Raw genomic sequence first — 19,498 nt, forward strand, 5'->3', positions numbered from 1 at the left:
GTTGTGTTTGTGTTTTTATATGCTTGTATTTATTTTAAACTCCCGAATTTTTAACGTAATCTGCCCAAAGTGCATCTAAATCTTTACCCGTTAATTTTGTCCAGATATCTTTAGTATAAGTGTGGTCTCTTAAAGAAGCATCAACTGTTTTGATTATACCTGGTTTTACATTTTTCTCCATCCAGGCAAAAAAACCTGCAGTAATGCGGTAGCTATTTTTATAACTGTGATCTGGCTTTAAAGCAGGAAGTGACCATTTAGCACCTTCATTATCTACGCCAAATTTATAGCGTGCATAATCGGCTATCCCTTCTGTTAACCAGCCCGGGCCAACGCTTCGGCCATAGTCTTGCACAATGTGCATTACCTCGTGGGTTACGACATCAATATCTTCAGGATGTTTCACCATCCAGATCGAACTAAAGGTTACTTTACCATCAGCAGTTGCCGCCACCCCTTTGTAAGCCGTATCTACAAAAAATTTCACTTCTTTTATGGTGGCTGGATTATACTCTTTTGCTAGTTTTGGGTAAACTTCGAAAAAAGTTTTGATTAACCGCTTTTTCAACTGAGGATCTAATTCCTTAAAATTGCTCTCGAACGATAAGGTATAACCACTCTTCCTTGTTATGTCTTGTGCTTTTAAATGAGCTGAAAAAGCCGTAACCAGCATTACGAAAATCGAAAAAGTAAATATTTTTTTCATCTGTTTATATTGGTATTGGTGAATGGATTTTACTTTGGTTAGCATGTTTAGTTCTGCAAAATAAATATAATATGTAAAACGATTTAGTAAATGATCAAAAATTTTACTTTAGTGATTATTATTTTTACAAAACAGCGTATCGTCGTTTCGAGCGAAGTGCACTAGGGTCGAAAAATTTTGCTGGATGGATCGCTCCCTTTCACTGCGTTTCATCCGATAGCTATCGGATCGAGATGACGACCGTTCTATGTAAATAAATTTCTTATTTTTTGCTGCTATAAGTAAGGCTTACCTTTTGCGGTTCTTTACCGTAATCTTCCCAAAGCTGGTCGACAGTTTTCCCGGTCAGGGCTGCCCAGGATTGCTCGCTGTACTGGTGTGCCCTTAATTGTTGATCTAAAGTAGCAATTAGGCCTGGTTTAACATTTTGCTCTAACCAGGCAAAAAACCTGGCGGTAATACGATAACTGTTTTTATAGCTTTGTTTTGCACTATACTCTGGCAAACTCCATTTAGAACCTACATTATCAACACCATATTTATAGCGTACATAATCGGCAATGCCTTCGGTTAGCCAAACCGGGTCTGCACTATAGCCATAACCCTGCACAATATGCATGGTTTCGTGTGTTACCACATCAATATCGGTTGGATGTGCTTTCATGTAACCGGCACTAAACAAAATTCTGTTTCCACTTGCTTCTGCCACTGCTTTATAAGCGGTATCCACTACAAATAACACATCGTGTGTAGATTTATCGTTAAATGTTTTAACTAAGGTTGGATAGATTTCGAAATAAGTAGCGATCAACTTCTTTCTTAACGCTGGATCTAAGTCCGGATCTTTGCTGATAAATGTTAATTCATAACCTTTGTGTTTTTCTTTACTGTAAGAAACCCAGTTTTTTGAGAGCGCAGAAAACAGTTCCTTTTGGATTTTCTTTTGTGATTTATTTTTAACCCACTGGCTGTTTACTTTAATTTCTCCAGCTTTGGCTTTTATTGTTGGCGTTTCTGCTGTTACCAGATCTAACACTACGCTTCTTTTGGTACGGTATCCATCTGCCTGGGCAAATTTTGGATAGACCTGAAAAAAAGCTGCCTTAAGTTTGGCATCTACTATAGCATTGGTAGCGCTGTCTTTATCGTTAATGGTAATTTTGTATTCTCTTTCTCTATTCTGAGCAAAAGTATTTGCACCTATAAAAGATATAAACGCGAGAAATAATAACTTCTTAATCATGATTTTTTGTGTGGGTTTTGAAAAGCAGAAATGATCTTGCTGTTGGCAAAATCATTTCTGTGGGTTTATTATATTGTAATTTAATAAGTAATAGCTGGAAAATCGATTTTAGCTTTGGCCAGCATTGGCGCCCAGTCTGCTCCTTTTTCGTCTTTCAATCCAAAAGCTGTTAATGCAAGTGGTGCCAAATCTACTTTCGCTGCCCCGCTCCAAAAGTGAATAAATTCACCGAAATTCATTTTTCTGGTATATTGCTGGTAGCTTTTACCTTGTACAGTGAGTTGTTGTTTAGGAAATTGTTGAGACAACAAGGTAAAGAAACCATTTAAAACCTTTGCTTTACCATAGTTTTCATAAATTGGAAGAAACCAATTCTTGAACCATTGTGTTCCTGCCTTAGGATAACTGTCGGTAACAGTCATCATTTTATTGTACCAACGTTGTGCATCAGCGGCTCTATTTAAGCCTAAATACACATCGTATTGATAAATCTCCATCCACTTACTATCATGCCAGATATCGAAAGCCGGCGATTCTTTTACCCCTTTTGATGCGCCTTCTACAATGTGGCCAATTTCGTGCGTAGATAAATCAATGTCATTATCAATGCCAGAGGTCCAGGCATCAAGGCTAATGGCGCCGCAATCGGTTACGTTTCTATAATCGTGACCTGCATCCAGATAAGTACCCGGGTGCCCCCCGCTATATTTACCTGCATGATAAATTACAAATAAGCGGCTATCATCTCCGAATTTACCATAAGTTTTTTTTGTATAGTTCCAGGCTTCGGCCATATATGTTTTTGGCCAGGCAACAGTTGGTTTAACATCGCCGTCGTAATAAACCACTACGCTGGTATCGTAATAAACACGGTTTAGCAACTGAACATGTTCAAACCAATGCTCCTTCCATGTTTTAGGTGGTGCATCTGGCGGATCTACGCTTTCTACGAACGGTGGCGCTGGCTTTACGGTTTCTACTGGTGCATTTTTACTGTTGCAAGCTAATACAGCAAATAATAAAATTGCCGATAACGATAAAATGTTTTTCATAGCGTTAGTATTAATGGGTTAAAAAAGCACCGGGTGAAACATCCGGTGCTATATGGATTTTACCAGCCTGTATTCTGAACGACTAATGGTACTTTTTGAACCTCACCGTTTGGTATAGGCCATAAATAATGTTTCTTATCAAAAACACGAGATTCAGTTGTTACCACATTGTAAAAGCCATCGGCAGCATTCTTTTGAATATTTAAACCTAAAATTACTTTATCTGTAGTTTCGGCAATTTTCCACCTCCTAGTATCAAAATAACGATGAGATTCAAAAGCAAGCTCAACCCTTCTTTCTCTTCTGATAGCATCACGCATATCAGCCGGGATAGGCAATGCATTAGCTCCAGCTCCGTATTGAGGAACACCTGCACGCTCACGGATTTTATTTAAATAGATTAAAATATCTGGATTGCCTGGATCAGATTCATTTAATGCTTCTATATAATCTAAATAGATCTCTGCAAGGCGGATAAAAATATTTGTTCTACCACCAGTACTCCAACCACTTAAAGAAAGATTTTTTCTTTGTGTATAGCCTGTTCCTGAATAATCGGTATTACTGATGCTTCCTTTACCTGCATTTCCGTTAAATTCAAAACTGGTTATCAAGCTAGAATTTGGGTTAATCCATTTTCTATTGGTATAGGTTACCCCCACATAAAAACGTGGCTCTCTCCCCACATACATGTTGCTAACCTGTCTTGCAGCATTGTCGTCAGGCGCCTGAAAGCTGGTAAATCCACCTGTTTCACTATAACCCGAAAGTGGATCATCAGTTGATCTTCCATTAGCCATGAAATACGCTCTTACCAATTGCTGAGAAACTGACAGGAATGATCCTCCTTTATCACCACCAGTTCCATTGTTATGGTTAGGTGCCATGTTATATTGTAAATTGGTGATATCGGCATTACCTTTAGCAAAGATCACCTCCGAATTCCAATCGGTTAACATTACATCTCTACAAGAAAGGAACGCAGTAAGAAAAGGAGTAGTACCTGTTTTAACATACAACGTAAAACTTGGAAAGGTTGTAATGAAAGATTTAGCCGCATCAGCTGCTCTTTTCCATTTTTCAGCACTAGCCGTTTGACTAATTAATTGTTTACCATCTTTATTCTTAAGATTTGCATAGTCTGTATTTCCGTTAAATAAGGGGCTGGCAGCTGTTAATAAAACCTGTACTTTATAGGCTTGTGCAACTGCTTTGTTAACATGACCATAATCATCGTTCGATACCGGAATAGCAGGCAAATTTGCAGTTACAGCATCAAGCTCACTTACAATATAATCTACACACTCATCGAATGAATTACGAGGCTTACTTATCGTTTCAATCGGTGCATCTGCAGCTATCGGCTCATTACCCAACAAAATTACCGGACCGTATTGACGCAACAAATAATAATAATAAATGGCTCTGATTGCTCTAGCTTCATTGTAATATCTGGAAATAAAATCAACCCCATTTAAATTACAGTCAGTACATTTACTAACGTTCGCCATAAAATTACTCGATGCCTGTATACCTCTATAATATAGCTGCCACATCGTATTTACCTGTCCTGTTGTTGCATCCCAGTTACCACTATTGAGGTTATTTGAAAAACTACTTGGCAAGGTGTAATCTGCTTCATCCGAAGCACCTGTCCAAGGGCCCGCTGTATAACCATTTGCAGGAAAACGTTGCTGCATTTCATCTGGTAAGGTAGAGTAAACGTTTGCAAGTAACTGATCTACTGTAGCTTTGGTGGCAAACGATTCGTCAAATGTTAACCTGTCGTTAGGTACCTGATCCAGGAATTTTTTGCAACCTGCATTACTTAAAACCAGCAAGGTTGCTATTGTGAATATATATATCTTCTTCATGATGATTAAAAATTAGCTGTAAAACCTAAGGTATAAGTGGTCGTTAGCGGATATTTGGTTCCATTACTAGAGGCTAATTCCGGATCCCACAGTTTAAACTTGCTGATCGTAAACACATTGTAACCAGTTGCATAAATTCTTAAACGATTGATACCAATTTTTTTGATTCCATTTTTTAGTGTGTAACCCAAATCAAGATTTTTCAATCTTAAATAACTGATATCACGTTTCCACCAGGTACTCGTTTGAAAATTGTTGTTATTTACACCATAGGATAATCTAGGATAAAAGGCATCCTGACGCGGATTATCAACCGTCCAGCGGTCTGTAGCAATAGCATGTAAATTGCCTAAGCCACCTGAAGCTGTAAATGGCTGAATGGCATCACCACTTAAAATGATATCAGCGTTATCCTGACCCTGGAAAAAAGCGCCTAAATCGAAACCTTTATACCTCAAAGAGAATCCAAATCCATACATTGTTGATGGAACGTCGCCTCTGCCAATAATAGTTCGGTCAAATGCGTCGATAATACCATCACCATTTAAATCTTTGTATTTAATATCTCCAGGGAGCAAAGTTCCAAACTGTTTAGGACTTGCATTAATTTCGGCTTGACTTGTAAATAAACCTTCAGCAATATATCCTGTACGTGCCAAAATGTTACTTCCCCTTAGTTCTTGCCAAGGATATTTGGTTGGGGCCTGATCATTTTCTACAATCTGATCTTTGTTAAAGGTATAATTCCCTCTAAAGGTAATGTCAAAATCATCACTGAATTTTGCATTGTATTCAATTGTTCCATCAATACCTTTGTTTCTGGTTTCACCTAGATTTCCTGAAGGGTTTGATACTAAACCAATATAGTTTGGCACCAAGCCTCTACCTAAGAAAATACCTGTTCTATGTTCTTTAAATAAATCGACAATAACAGATAAGTTATTATTTAAGGTTTTTATCTCAAAGCCCAAATCCTGTTTACGACTTTCAGCCCAGGTAATATCAACACCGTATGCAGTTACATTTAAACCTCCCGGTGAAATGTTTCTTGTTTGTCCGAAAGTATAGCCATTAGCAGAACCTACCTTAGTTAGGTAATAAAAACGATCGCCTTCATTGGTAACATATCCATTTGAGCTACCTCCACTTCCAACAATACCATCAGAATAACGGAATTTAACCATCTGAAAGGTGTTTTTTAGGCCTTCAAAAAATTTCTCGTTTGATAAGATCCATCCCACACCAAAAGCCGGGAAAAAACCATAGCGTTTATTTGGTGCAAAATTTTCTGATCCATTATAACCCACGTTTGCTTCTGCAAAATAACGATCGTTATATGCGTAAGTTACACGAGATGCAATACCCTGACTTCTGTAAGGAATAGCCAATGTAAAATTATCGGCAAAAGCATTTAAATTATCGTTTTGATTATAAAGAACTAAACCAGACACCGCATGTTTGCCAAATGTACGGCTATAATTAAATGCAAGTTCTGCGTACATTTTCTTGTCACCACCATTGGCTCTGGTATAACCCAAAAAGTTTTGGCCATTAAATGTTAATCCGTATTTGTACGATCCATCAGCGTTGTATGGATCGTTTGGATTGATATAATAGGTACTTTCACGCTTATTACGATTAATATTATTCGTATTATTTACATCAAAAGAGAACATACCTGTTACCGATAATCCAGGTGTAATCGCTTTTAGATCTTGCGTTAAACGCAAATTAGAGAACAACTGATTCGTGAAAGTAGTTCTGTAACCTCTTCTGGTAATATCGGCGTAGGGATTGCGCTGATCAGATTGAGCGCTAATGCCTGGGATGGAACCATTTGGATAAGAAACAGGAAAAGAAGTAGGGTTTAACTGGAAAGCCTGATTGAAAACGCCCTGAGCATTATCAACACCAGGATAATTCCCAGAGCTTAAAATCCCCTTAATACCCAAATCCATTTTGGTAGTACCTGTAATGTCCCAGTTTAAATTTGCGCTTACATTATATCTTGCAAAACTTTGGGTTGCATCATAGGTTTGGTTTTTATCTGTTTTAAATAAGCCATTTTCATCATAGTAGCCTAATGATACATAGTAACGCGCATTGTTAACACCTCCTGATAAATTTGCTGTTGCAGTACGATTTTGACCCCAGTTTTTAAAAATGGCATCCAGCCAATCAACATTAGGATAAAGTACAGGGTTTTCTCCCGATGCCGTTCTATTGATCGTTGTTTGGCTATATTGAGGCGTAAATGTTCCGGCGCTTCCACCTCTTACAAACTCTGTAAGCTTAGCTTCGTTTGCTAAGTTCATATAATCAACACCATCAATCAATTCAGGGCTTTTTGTAAATTGACTAATTCCTTGGAAATAATCGACATTAATTCGTGGTGGCCCAACCTTACCTTGTTTGGTCGTCACTAAAATTACACCGTTTGCACCTCTAATACCATAAACGGCAGTAGCGGCCGCATCTTTTAAAATCGTAAAAGATTCGATATCATATGAGCTCAACCCATCAATTGGTCTATTTGGAACGCCATCCACTACAATTAACGGACTTCTATCTCCACCAATGTTGGAAATACCACGAATCCAGATATCAGCATTCGTAGATCCGGGCTCACCGTTTCTATTTACAGCTACAACTCCCGGAAGTCGGCCTGCTAACATAGAACTGATGTTGGCTACTGGTTGTCTTAAGTCAGATGCCTTAACTGATGATTGTGCGCCAACTAAACTTTCTTTCTTTTGCGTACCGAAAGCAACAATTGCTACCTCTTGTAAATCATTTCCTGTTGGTTTTAAGTTAACAATAATGCTTGTCTGTGTACCAACAGGTATTTCTAATAGTTCGTAACCAACATAAGAGAAAATTAATACGGAGTTCTGATCAGGAACGGCAATGCTAAAAGCACCATTTACATCAGCGGAAGCCGATATTGATGTGCCTTTAACTTTTACACCAGCACCTGGAAGTGCGGCACCTGTTTCATCCTTAACTATACCTCTGATTACAATGTCTTTCTGCACGCCAGAGGCGACATTACTATTTTCTGAATATTCGTTTGAATGAAGGGTAATTGCTGAAGCAGATGCATCATAGCAGTTGCCCACCATTAATAATGCTGTGGTCATTTTAAGCGCACAGCCTTTCAATAAAAGCTTTCGCTTAATTAAATTGGTAAATTTTTTGTTCATCGTTTGAGTTTTGTTTGGTTTGTAATCCGCTGGGAACGGAATGGTATTTTTGAATAGGTGTAAATTTTTAGTTCATATTGATCTCTTTGGCTTTATGATTAGTGAATAGTTAATTTTTTAATTAAACTAAAACGTTTTAGTAATTTGTTTCAAAAAAAAGCCTCAATCATTAGATTAAAACTTTTCCTGATATATTAAAAAATGGGATGTGGCTAAAGTTAGTTTGTTAATTAGCTAAAACGTTTTATTAAACAATAATAAGAATATTATTGCAAACGAAAAATTTATTTCGATTTTTTTGAAGAAATAAACCAAAATAAAGCTAATTACACTAAAAATAAATGAGATACGCACAAAAAAGCAGACATAAAACAGTATCGCCTCGTGTTAAAGAGTAAAAAACTGCAGAATTAATTGATTAAATCACAGTTCTGCAGTTTTTTCTTAAATAATCTATTCCGAACAATGAGATTAGGGCTGTTAAAGCCTAAAGTTTAGGTCAAACTTAAATCACAACAGCTGGCCGCACCAATTAATGCAGCATGTTCTTTCAGTTCTGAGATTTTAATTTCTGTTTCAACCCCATTACCTTTAAGTGTTGCAATTAATTCAGGTGCAAAAGCACTAAACGATTGCGCAATATTACCGCCAACTATCACCATATCAATTTTATGCTGCTTAATAACCGGGATTAAAAACTGCGCCAGGTTATAACCGAATTCCATAAAAACCATGGTTGCATGATGATCGGTATCTACAATTTCTACCAGCTCTTTAACCCCTGCAACTACTTTTCCACTAAGTTGGTTAAAACGTTTTACGAACCAGCGCGTAGATAAGTAATCTTCAGCAATTCCGTCTAAAAATTCAGAGTTCCAGAGGTCAGCATCAAAGGCTTTATAATTGAGGCAAAGCGATGAACCCAGTCCGGTACCAAGCGTGAGCCCCAACACACTGGCATTTCCTTTGGCAGCGCCGGCAAAAACCTCACCTTGTAAAAAACCTGCGGCATCGTTTATAAAGTGAATATGCTCTGCCGGGATATCCAACCTTTCAGACAATTCTTCTTTTACATTGATCTGGTAAAGTGATTTAAACTTTTCCTGATCTTTAATTAATGAAATACCTTCGCTATAATTAAAAGGACCTGGCATGGCAATCCCAACATTCCGGGCACCATTTTTAATATTTTTAAAAGCCTTATTGATGATATCGCACCATGCCGATAAAATCACTTCCTTACTCTCCTGCGAATTCACAGGGCTACGTTTGATAGAATCTTTCACCAAAGTTCTTGTTTCTAAATCCACCAATGCGGCCGTAATATGCGAGCCGCCAATATCTACACCTAATGCAACAGGCTTTTCCATTCTATATATATTTCTGTTATCTATTCTTTATTAATCTGAATTAATTCGCCAAAAGTAGCAATTCAATATTTATTTACTGATTGAAAATGGCTTATCTTCTTCCAATAACCCTCTATTTAACGAAGGTTTAACATTCATCTCTAATTTTAACACCCCACCTTTTAATAAATCGTTATGGTTTATAAAATTTTTGGTATAATTTTTACCATTTAAGCTTGCCGATTTGATATAAACATTGGCAACATTATTGGCAGGCGCCTCAATGACGAATTTTTTGCCATTTTCTAAATTAATGGTCGTTTTTTTAAACATGGGGCTTCCTAAAACGTACTCCCCTGTTCCTGGTGTTACGCTGTAAAACCCTAATGCACTTAACACATACCACGAAGAGGTTTGTCCCTGGTCTTCATCTCCCGGATAACCATTTTCTGTCGCATCGTACAGTTTATGCATCACCTCCCGGGCATAAAACTGTGCTTTCCAGGGTTGGTTGGCATAATTATATAAATAAACCATATGTTGTATGGGTTGATTTCCATGAGCATATTGCCCCATGTTGGCCATCACCATTTCGGTCATTTCGTGAATCATGCCACCATACGAACCTACATTTACTTTATTGGGTTCGCTGAAAACAGAATCGAGCTTGGCGATGAAATTGTTGTTCCCTCCCATCAAATTAATTAAACCCCTGGTATCCTGAAAAACCGACCATTGCCAGTGCCATGCATTTCCTTCGGTAAAGGGACCACCCCACTCGGTTGGGTCGAAATTTGGCGACCATTTTCCTGCGTCGTTCCTTCCCCTCATAAAACGGGTAGATGGATCATAAACATTTTTATAATTGTACATGGGTTTTTCAAAAAGCTCCATATAATGCTTATCCCCTATCATTTCTGCCAAATGGTAAGCGCAATAGTCGTCGTAGGCATACTCTAGTGTTTTGGCTGTAGCTTCTCTATATTTTGGATAAGGAACGTAGCCCAATTGATTATATTCTGTTACACCATCCCTACCATTTGCCGGGCCCCATGGCCCCTTGTTCATTGCTTCGTGATAATAAGCATCCAGCGCCTTTTTCGGATCAAATGTTCTAATTCCTTTTGCCCAGGCATCGGTTAACAAAGAAATAGCGTGGTTACCAATCATACTTCCGGCTTCGCTGGGAAAAGACCATGATGGCAACCAACCACATTGTTCATAGGCATCGAGCATGGCCTGCATATAACGGCCGTGCATTTCTGGCTGCACTAGTGTGTTTAGTGGAAATTGCGCACGGAAGGTATCCCAGAAACCCGTATCGGTAAACATATACCCATCATGCACTTTACCATCATACGGGCTAAAGTAATATGGTTTTCCGGCTTCATTTATTTCATAAAACTTTCTGGAGAAAAGGCTTGCCCTAAAAAAGCAAGAATAAAAAGTTTCCATATCTGCTTTCGATCCGCCTTCTACTTCTATTTTACCCAGCGATTTATTCCACACCGCAGCAGCATGGGCTTTGGTATCTTCTAAAGTCTTATCATTGCCCAGTTCTCTTTTTAAATTGAGTTCGGCCTGTTGTAAACTGATATACGATGAAGCGGTTTTCACCTGTACTTTTGTATCAGATTCGAACTGTACAAATGCACCTTTACCCAATCCTTCAGCAGAAATAGAATCTTTTGCAATGGTATTACTTTTGTTCTCCCAGGTGCCGTAAGATTTAATCGGTTGATCGAACTGAATTACAAAATAACTTTTCCAACCTCTTTTAAAACCTTCGCCATTATTTACCCAACCCGTTATTTTATTTTCTTTAGGATAGATCTGAACACCACTTAACCTGTTGTATCCATCTAAAATTAAAAAGCTTCTTTTACCTTTTGGATAGCTGAACCTGAGGTGTGCACCACGCTCTGATGGTGAAATTTCGGTGGTAATATCATTTTCGAAGGTTACTTTATAATAGTTTGGTTTAGCAACCTCATCCTGATGGCTAAATTTAGTTTCGCGTTTATCTTCGTTTACAATCAGTTCATCAACCATCGGCATTAAAGAAAATACGGCATAATCTCTCGTCCACGAACTGCATTGGTGCGCTTGCTGAAAGCCCCTGATTTTGTCTTTAAAGTATTGATATTTCCAGCCATCACCATTTCTACCCGTTTGGGGTGTCCAGGTGTGCATGCCAAATGGCAGCGCAGTTGTTGGGTAAGTATTCCCTCGGGTGAGTTCGTGCTTAGAATTTGTACCCTGAAGGGTGTTAACGTAGTGAACCCAATCTTTCTGCTGCGCCCGTAAGTTTTGGGTAACCAGGCAGCATAAAACGGATGCGATTAATTTAAGTTTCATTTGTTTGTGTTTATTCTTTCCAGCTGATATAACCAAAACCAGACTGTATATTTTAAAAAACCGGCATTTTTTGGCGCAGTTATAGGCCTCCAAATGCTGATTATATAATTATTTAATATTCCATTTATCGGCTAACATTTTGATAAAATAACCGCCAACAACACTTCTCGCCTGAAAGCCAGTCATTTTCCCGTTGGTGGTTTCATGCCAGTCGCTCAGTGGCACTTTACTTTCTGTTTCAGTAGCAAAACGATAAATCGGGGTTACAAATTTCTGAAAATCTGCATCATTATCGGCCAAAGTAGCGGTCCACATAATCCAGTCAGACTTGGTATAAGTTCTGCGGCTATCCAATGGTAATCCGAAATCTTTTTGTTTGGTTAAATAAAAGTTAATCTCCTTTTTATAAAGCGCTTTCGGAAACAGATCGAGTTTTAAAAGTTTGTCCCAAACCAAATTATATTTCTGGCTCCAGGTATTTTTATTGTTAAAAGTTAAGGCATAATGATCGCCATCATCAGCAAGTTTCATCCAGTTTTGGGCCATTTGTAAAGCAGCTGTTCGGTATTTTGCAGCCACATCGGCCTTGCCTAACAATTGCGCCATTTGTGCATATGCACCTAGAGCTACGATGGCTTTGACCGATAAATTCGAATTTCTGGCTAAATGCCCGGCAAAATCGTCGGTACACAATTGATTGGCCGGATCGAAACCTTCTCTCAGCAGGTAGTTTGCCCATACAGACATTACTTCCCAATGTTTCGCGGCATACTTTGCATTTCCTTCTGCCCTTGCAATGGCCGCGGTTAAGATGATCATATTGCCAGCCTCTTCTACAGGCATGTCTTCGCCATAGGTTTGGCCGTTTGCTAAAGGATAAGTACCTAAATCGTGTGCAGCAAAGGGTTTCTTCCATTTTCCACTTTCTGAATAGTAGAAAATACCATTTAACATGCCTTTTAACAATTCGGGATTGTAAACTAAAAATTGTGGCGCTGAAGGATAAGTTACATCCACTGTATTGATTGAGCCATTGCTAAAATTTTCTTTCGATAAGAACAGGATATCACCATTTGGGGCATACAAAATTTTGTGCGCCGCGATAGCTTGTCTATAAGCCAGTTTACACATATCAGCATATTCTTTTCCTCCTGCTTTTTCTGCGTCGGCATATAATTGAGCATCAAAAGTGGCACAGCTGGTTTTTAGCGAAGGATATTGGGCATTGGCCTCTGCCAGCTGATCTTCAAACTGCTGACTACCCGAAAGCCTCCAAACGGGTTGCAGCTTTTCGCCAAAATATTCAACCGATTTTAGGTCATCATAACCCAACATCATATATTTATCTACCGGGGTTGAAGAAACCGAACCAAAAGGAATGATACTGCTTAGGTTTAGGTTTTTCGAATTTAAAACCTGTGTTGGTGTTGGATATCTGGAACCGACAAAACTTTTTAAGCTTTCGTTCTGCGTAGCTATAAATTGAGTCGCATTAAACCTGGCAGGAACCGCCACGTATAAATAACCCCAATCGATACGCAGATCATCTCCCCTTTTCTTTAACACTGGCTGCTCTACCGTTCCTGTTTTTAAGATAGAGAGGTTGTTTTTCGAACTCTTCCAGGCCGATACACTTTGGTTTGGTGTGTTTACCGCCAGGCTTGATGATGCCCCAAAGAAGAGATCTACACTGTGCGCCCTGGTATCAGTAGATTTTACGGTATAATTGATATAACTGATTGGCCTTGCGGTTAATTTAATATCGTTGAGTAATAGCGGAGAGGTAAAACTTACCTGAAGTTCTACACTGCCGCAGTTAAAAGTATATTTGGTCGTAGTAGCCTCGATGGACACATTGGTTTGGGTTGCGGGCGGAATTTTAACATGATCTGCATCTTCTTCTACAATCCCGGCATCTAAATGCCTGCCACCAGCCGTATTTTTGCAATGGATGGCCAACACATTTTTTCCTGTTTTTAAGATACCATCTTCAATGGGTAAGTATATATAATCAGAAACCCATCCATTCTTTTTGTAAATGACTTTACCATTTAAATAAACAATTACATTGTCATCGTGATTGAGTTTAAGGTATTTTTTTGCGGCCGATACATGGGTTAGATTGAAGGTTCTTCTGAAATACAGATCATCGCTATTCCATTTTGTTTTGGCAGAATTATCATCTCCAAAAGGAGCATCGGCTCTTTTCCAGGCGTTATCGTTGTAACTATTATTTTCCCAACCTGCTTCAGGTTTATCGAAACTGTAACTAGCCTGATATTTTGATGCATCAGCAGCTGGAAGTATTTCTGTAAAGGTTTTGCTTTCTTCGCCTAAAAACCGGTAAAACTTCCCGTCTACTTTAATAATGCCCAGTAACGATTGCTCCCTGCCTGTCCAATGTTTAGTTACCGATTGGTTAAGCCCATCGCCAAAAGACCAAATACTGAAATAAGCATCATGTGTAATTAATGGATAAGCGGGTGCTTTATCTTGAGCTTTTACAATTAAATTAAAAAAAAGACAAAGTGCTGCTAAGGAAAGTTTTCTCATAAATTAATATTTGGTTTCATTGTAGTTAATAAAACGTTTTACCAATTTATCTTCCAAATACCTTATGCCAGGGCTGAATAAGCTGCGAAAGATAATGCTGGTTTAAATTGGATTTTTGTTTGTAAAAGGCTGAACAAAGTAAAACGTTTTACTAATATCAATATTAGTAAAAAAATATACATTTTTCATCTCCCCAAATCGTAACATATAGGTTACAAAGCATTGATTTAAAAGTGGATGGAAAAACAACCACTTTCAATAACATATATATTAAAAAAGAGCATATAAGAACTCTTTTTAATTAAAAATTGAGGATATAAATTAGAACCATCATAAGTTTAATTTATAAAAATTATAGTTGTATTTATTTTACAAAAAAGCCGTATCACAATTCTTATGATACGGCTTTTTATTATGTTTTACCTAATTAATTATAACCAGGGTTTTGTGCTAAGTTTTCATTAAGTGTCCTTTGAACTTGTGGAATTGGATACAAGTTCCTAAATGTTGCAGAAGGGGTATGATCCCACCAGCTTCCAGTAGTAAACTTACCAAAACGAATTAAATCATCGCGGCGGAAACCTTCAAATACAAATTCTCTACCTCTTTCGTTCAATAACTCATCAAGTGTTAAAGTTGCAGTTGTGTATTCATTTGCAGACCAGGTTGCAGACGTAAATGCACGTTTTTTGCAATCGTTAACCAACTGAACTGCTTGAGCATTTGCTGTACCGCCATTTTTACGCATTAATGCTTCGGCTTTTGCAAAATAAACCCAAGTTAAGCGATATAAATTCCAGTCTGTACAATTATAGTTAAGATCAATCGCAACAGGCAATCCACCTACTATACCAGCAACGTTGTTTCCTAATTTATATTTATTAAAACGAACACCACTGTTTTCTTCTCCTTCACTCATGTTAGAAACTGTAGAGCCTACTTTGGCACGACGAATTTCATCAACAAAATTAATTTGTTGACCATCGTACTCATTACCACCAGAAGCAAGTGCTTGCTGCCCATTGTCAAATCTAACTTGAGGGCCTTGTAATAACCAAGTTGTTTTTCTCAAATCATCATTGTTATACTTTGTGTAGTTACCTGGAACCATTACCACTCCATTATTTCCATTTCTAGAACCACCATAGATTCTGTCTTGTTGAAAGTGGAAGAATTCACCCGTCCATGATGGCTGTGAGTTAGCTATTCTAAATTCATAAGCAATCGCAAAAATCACTTCTTTAGATAAATCATTTGTGCTTTTAAACTGATCAGTAATATTTGCATCAAGTGCCATATTTCCATTCTGTCCGCCAGCTTCATTGTTAATTAATTTATCAGCAGCAGCTATACAATCATCCCAACGAGCAGTTCCTGTCCAAACTTCAGCATTTAGGTAAAGTTCAACCAACATGGCATAAGCACCAGCTTTAGTCATTCGGCCAATCATATTTCTTGATAAGTTTGGTGCTTTATCAATATTATCTTTGATTTCTTTTTCGATAAAAGCAAAAACTTCAGCACGCGGTCTAGTCTCTGGTTTTGCAGGAGTACCCACTTTGGTTACTATCGGAATGTTTCCAAAAAGATCCATCAATTTTAGATAGTGATATGCTCTTAAAAGCTTCAATTCAGCAATATAACCGTCTTTTTCTATTTGGGTTATGCCCATTTGCTCTAGGTTACGCTTTTCTAAGTTTTCGATTGGATCGTTACAGTATCCAACACCTCCGTACATTAAAGACCAGGCGTTATTCAATGGCCCATCATCACTTAACCAGGTATGATAGTGTAAACGTTTCCATTTACCACCATCTTCTCCATGTCTTCCTTTTGTTGGCCAAGCCAACTGATCGCCAGAAAGTTCTGATGGTCTCCACCACCCATCTTGACCTGATGGTGTTGCCCAAGCATTAGCGTGAGTATATGGTCTTAAAACCGCAGATAAAACTTCGTTTTTGTTATTGTAATAATTATCAGTGATTAGCTGACTATATATCTTCTCGTCTAAGTTAGTACATGCATTAAATAATACAGGTAAAACTAAGAGTACAGATAGAATAATTTTTTTATATGTTTTCATTTTTCTTATTATTAAAATCCAAAATTAACACCGAACACAAAACTTCTGGTTGTTGGATAAGGACTTCTGGTATCAATACCTAAACTGCGTCCATTAATTTCTTGCCCCAAGCCCGTGTCTTGAATCAAATCAGGATCGTTACCTGTGTAACCAGTTAATAATGCCAGGTTTTGACCAACGGCATATACACGTAAGCTTCTGAATGCCTTATCTTTAAATTTGAATGTATAACCTAACGTTACCTCATCAACTTTTAAGAAGCTTCCGTTTTCCAGATAATAATCAGAATACATATACGTATCATTGATTTCCGCATATTTAGTAAAAGCACTGTTTAATAAGTTACCCTGTGTTCCGAATTTGTTTCCATAAGATAAAGCAACAGTATTTAATACATCAAAGTCTAATTTACTTCTTAAGAAAATTCTCAAATCAAATTGCTTGTAGGTAAAAGTATTTCCTAGTGACAAGTAATATTTAGGAATTGCATTTCCAATAACCTGCAAATCAGTTTGATCGCGGAAAGGAGACGTATTAATTTGTGCATTTGGCACCGCTTGTCCAGCACGATTAGTAAATAACCACTTACCATCTGGCGTGAAGCTGTTAAAACGTTTACCCCAGAACTCGCCAATGTTGCGACCTTCGTATGTACGGAACGCGTTACCGAGATCGCCTGCACCACCGATACTTCCAAAAGGTACCATATCTCTTCTGAATTCGTCATTTGAAAAAGTTACCAGCTTGTTATCAATTGTACTTCCTGCAAAATCAACATTCCATGAAAAGTCTTTATTCTTTATTGCTGCATAACTCAACGTTAATTCAATACCTTTTGCCGAAATTGTACCTACGTTAGTATAAATAGTACTTGCAACATATGGAGGTTGTGGAGAAGTATAAGTATAAAGTAAATCTTCAATATCACGTTTGAAAACATCTACCGAGCCACTCAATTTATTGTTGAACATGGCAAAATCCAAACCTAAGTTATATTCCTTTTTACGTTCCCATCTTAAATTTGGATTTGGATTACGTGATGGGCCATAAGTTTGTAGCCATTGGCCTCCAGGGAAAGGATAAAGATTACCTGGACTTAAGGTTACTAAAGATGCATAGTTTTCAAAGCCAGAGTTACCAGTTTCCCCGTATCCGGCTCTAATTTTTAAGAAATTAAGCCATTTGGCATTTGCCATAAATTTCTCGCGGGTAATTTCCCACGATGCAGAAATTGCCGGAAAACTTGCCCATTTATTGTTCGCTCCAAATTTTGACGATCCCTCTCTTCTTAATACAGCCTCGAAGTTAACTTTACCATCGAAGGTATAGTGCACACGACCAAATAAAGCTATTAAGGTATTATCGTTTTTATTACTGGCAATACCGATTCTATTTACTGCAACCGGCACACTGCCCAAGTTGTTTTCCCCGAAAATATCGTTTGTATAACCGCGGTTGTTTGCACTAAACTCCTCATTAACTTCGTATCGGTAAGAGTATCCGATCATGCCGGTTAAACGATGTTTATCTTTAATTGTCTTGCTGTACTCAATTGTTGGCTCAAAGTTGAAGTTTTGCTCTAATCTAGTACCTTTATAAGCATAACCACCACCTGGGGCATCTCCATTCTCTACAGAATTTTGACTTCCAAGTAAACGATATTGATTATCAACATACTGATTTCTCTGATAAGCAACAAATGCTGATGCTTTCAGATCTTTCATAATGTCAATATCGATTTTACCATCAACAGAATAAGTTTGCTGATCTCTTTTACTTGTCTCTTGTGCTAAACGAGCAATCTCATTGGTAATATTTCTGGTAAATAAATAAGAACCATTAGGATTATAATACGATTCAGTAGGATTTTTGGTTAAAACAGCTTCCCAGCCACCGCCACCTAATAAATTGGCTCTATTGATATTCGAAGCAACATTAAACATAGCAGTAACTTTATCTTTAAAGCCCTTTTGTGTTAAGCTCATTCTAAATTGATATTGTTCTCTGCTGTTTTCTCTTGCAAAACCATCTAACTTATTGTATGTAAATGATCCACGGTAGTTCGATTTATCGCTACCACCAGAAACCGATAAATTCTGATAGTTCGTTAAATTATCTTTATTAATAAGATCGTCGAAATAATTAAAGTCGCCACCGTAATCTTTAGCGGTGTATTGTCCAGCTGCAATTTTTTCTCTGAATTGAGTTGCGTTCATGAAATCAGGACGCTCATACAATGTTTCGTGTTTTGCGTAACCATTGTAACTGAACTGAGCAGTTCCTTTACGGCCTTTTTTAGTAGTAACCAAAATAACACCCGCATTAGCTCTGGTACCGTAAATTGCTGCCGCAGAACCATCTTTTAATACAGTAAAAGATTCGATATCATCTTGTTGCAGTAAATCTAAATTACCACCTGGAATTCCATCAATTACAATAAGCGGACTCGCTGTACCTGAAATTGAAGTAACACCACGAAGCTGAATAGCTACGCCGGTATTTGGGTTTGAGCTACTTCTGGTAATTTGTAAACCAGCAACTTTACCTTGTAATAAATCCAGCGCATTTCTAGCACCACTTTGTCTGAATTGACTAGTGTCTACTTTAGTGATAGCAGATGTTAACTCTCTTTGACTACGGCTACCATAACCAACAACAACAACATCATCCAGTTTAGTATCAGAAGACACCACTAATTTGATATTTAATGTGGTTTGATTAGCAATTGTGATGTTCTGCGTTATATAGCCTATATAACTGATCCTGATCACATCACCTACATTTGCTTCTATACTAAATTTTCCAGTTGCATCGGTTACAACACCTTTGCCCGAAGTTATATTCTTAATACCTACCCCTGGAATTGGCAGGCCACTATCGTCGACTACTGTTCCGGTAACATTTTTTTGCGCCTGAACCCGCCCATTGAGTATGTTCACATTCAAGAACCCCCGTGTGCCTTCCCACTCCGAATTCATTGAAAACGCCGGACTATTTAGCAACACAATTGCAGCAGACAGCCCCGTAATTTTAAGTAAATTAATTTTCATTAACGGTTTTGTTAAATTATAAATGAT

Annotated in this window: 10 protein-coding genes; all 10 read right to left on the reverse strand. The window is 37.9% G+C overall.

From position 1 onward, the window contains the following. Window positions 1–34 precede the first annotated feature (34 nt). The 10 genes from ASU31_RS09270 to ASU31_RS09315 all read right to left on the reverse strand — a co-directional run bounded on the left by ASU31_RS09270 (window position 35) and on the right by ASU31_RS09315 (window position 19,471). Window positions 35–706, reverse strand: a complete 672-nt coding sequence (locus tag ASU31_RS09270; protein ID WP_057932243.1) for a basic secretory protein-like protein — start codon at window positions 704–706, stop codon at window positions 35–37. A gap of 262 nt (window positions 707–968) precedes the next feature. Beyond that, window positions 969–1,949: a basic secretory protein-like protein gene (locus tag ASU31_RS09275; protein ID WP_057932063.1), complete on the reverse strand. Its 981-nt coding sequence runs from the start codon at window positions 1,947–1,949 to the stop codon at window positions 969–971. An 80-nt stretch (window positions 1,950–2,029) separates the two neighbouring features. Continuing rightward, a complete protein-coding gene (locus tag ASU31_RS09280) occupies window positions 2,030–3,001 on the reverse strand; it encodes a hypothetical protein (RefSeq protein WP_057932064.1) in 972 nt (323 codons plus the stop codon). A gap of 59 nt (window positions 3,002–3,060) precedes the next feature. Beyond that, complete coding sequence (locus ASU31_RS09285) at window positions 3,061–4,875, reverse strand: RagB/SusD family nutrient uptake outer membrane protein (RefSeq protein ID WP_057932065.1); 1,815 nt, start codon at window positions 4,873–4,875, stop codon at window positions 3,061–3,063. Between the two features lie 5 nt (window positions 4,876–4,880). Then, on the reverse strand, window positions 4,881–8,078 hold the full coding sequence (locus ASU31_RS09290; RefSeq protein WP_083505318.1) for a SusC/RagA family TonB-linked outer membrane protein: 3,198 nt from the start codon (window positions 8,076–8,078) through the stop codon (window positions 4,881–4,883). 494 nt (window positions 8,079–8,572) lie between these two features. Next, window positions 8,573–9,448, reverse strand: coding sequence for an ROK family protein (locus ASU31_RS09295; protein ID WP_057932066.1), 876 nt, complete (start codon window positions 9,446–9,448; stop codon window positions 8,573–8,575). Window positions 9,449–9,517: 69 nt separating this feature from the next. Then, window positions 9,518–11,785: a GH92 family glycosyl hydrolase gene (locus ASU31_RS09300; RefSeq protein WP_057932067.1), complete on the reverse strand. Its 2,268-nt coding sequence runs from the start codon at window positions 11,783–11,785 to the stop codon at window positions 9,518–9,520. A 108-nt stretch (window positions 11,786–11,893) separates the two neighbouring features. Further along, window positions 11,894–14,338, reverse strand: coding sequence for a glutaminase family protein (locus ASU31_RS09305; RefSeq protein WP_057932068.1), 2,445 nt, complete (start codon window positions 14,336–14,338; stop codon window positions 11,894–11,896). A 427-nt stretch (window positions 14,339–14,765) separates the two neighbouring features. Then, entirely contained in the window at window positions 14,766–16,421 is a 1,656-nt protein-coding gene (locus ASU31_RS09310; RefSeq protein WP_057932069.1) for a RagB/SusD family nutrient uptake outer membrane protein, read from the reverse strand. Window positions 16,422–16,432: 11 nt separating this feature from the next. Then, window positions 16,433–19,471, reverse strand: a complete 3,039-nt coding sequence (locus ASU31_RS09315) for a SusC/RagA family TonB-linked outer membrane protein (protein ID WP_083505319.1) — start codon at window positions 19,469–19,471, stop codon at window positions 16,433–16,435. Window positions 19,472–19,498 lie beyond the last annotated feature (27 nt).

The organism is Pedobacter ginsenosidimutans, assembly GCF_001442625.1.
GTDB classification, from domain to species: Bacteria; Bacteroidota; Bacteroidia; order Sphingobacteriales; family Sphingobacteriaceae; genus Pedobacter; species Pedobacter ginsenosidimutans.

Excerpts from the sequence above, each read along its gene's own strand:
- ASU31_RS09270 (WP_057932243.1), bottom strand. The coding sequence starts at position 706 with ATGAAAAAAATATTTACTTTTTCGATTTTCGTAATGCTGGTTACGGCT.
- ASU31_RS09275 (WP_057932063.1), bottom strand. The coding sequence starts at position 1,949 with ATGATTAAGAAGTTATTATTTCTCGCGTTTATATCTTTTATAGGTGCA.
- ASU31_RS09280 (WP_057932064.1), bottom strand. The coding sequence starts at position 3,001 with ATGAAAAACATTTTATCGTTATCGGCAATTTTATTATTTGCTGTATTA.
- ASU31_RS09285 (WP_057932065.1), bottom strand. The coding sequence starts at position 4,875 with ATGAAGAAGATATATATATTCACAATAGCAACCTTGCTGGTTTTAAGT.
- ASU31_RS09290 (WP_083505318.1), bottom strand. The coding sequence starts at position 8,078 with ATGAACAAAAAATTTACCAATTTAATTAAGCGAAAGCTTTTATTGAAA.
- ASU31_RS09295 (WP_057932066.1), bottom strand. The coding sequence starts at position 9,448 with ATGGAAAAGCCTGTTGCATTAGGTGTAGATATTGGCGGCTCGCATATT.
- ASU31_RS09300 (WP_057932067.1), bottom strand. The coding sequence starts at position 11,785 with ATGAAACTTAAATTAATCGCATCCGTTTTATGCTGCCTGGTTACCCAA.
- ASU31_RS09305 (WP_057932068.1), bottom strand. The coding sequence starts at position 14,338 with ATGAGAAAACTTTCCTTAGCAGCACTTTGTCTTTTTTTTAATTTAATT.
- ASU31_RS09310 (WP_057932069.1), bottom strand. The coding sequence starts at position 16,421 with ATGAAAACATATAAAAAAATTATTCTATCTGTACTCTTAGTTTTACCT.
- ASU31_RS09315 (WP_083505319.1), bottom strand. The coding sequence starts at position 19,471 with ATGAAAATTAATTTACTTAAAATTACGGGGCTGTCTGCTGCAATTGTG.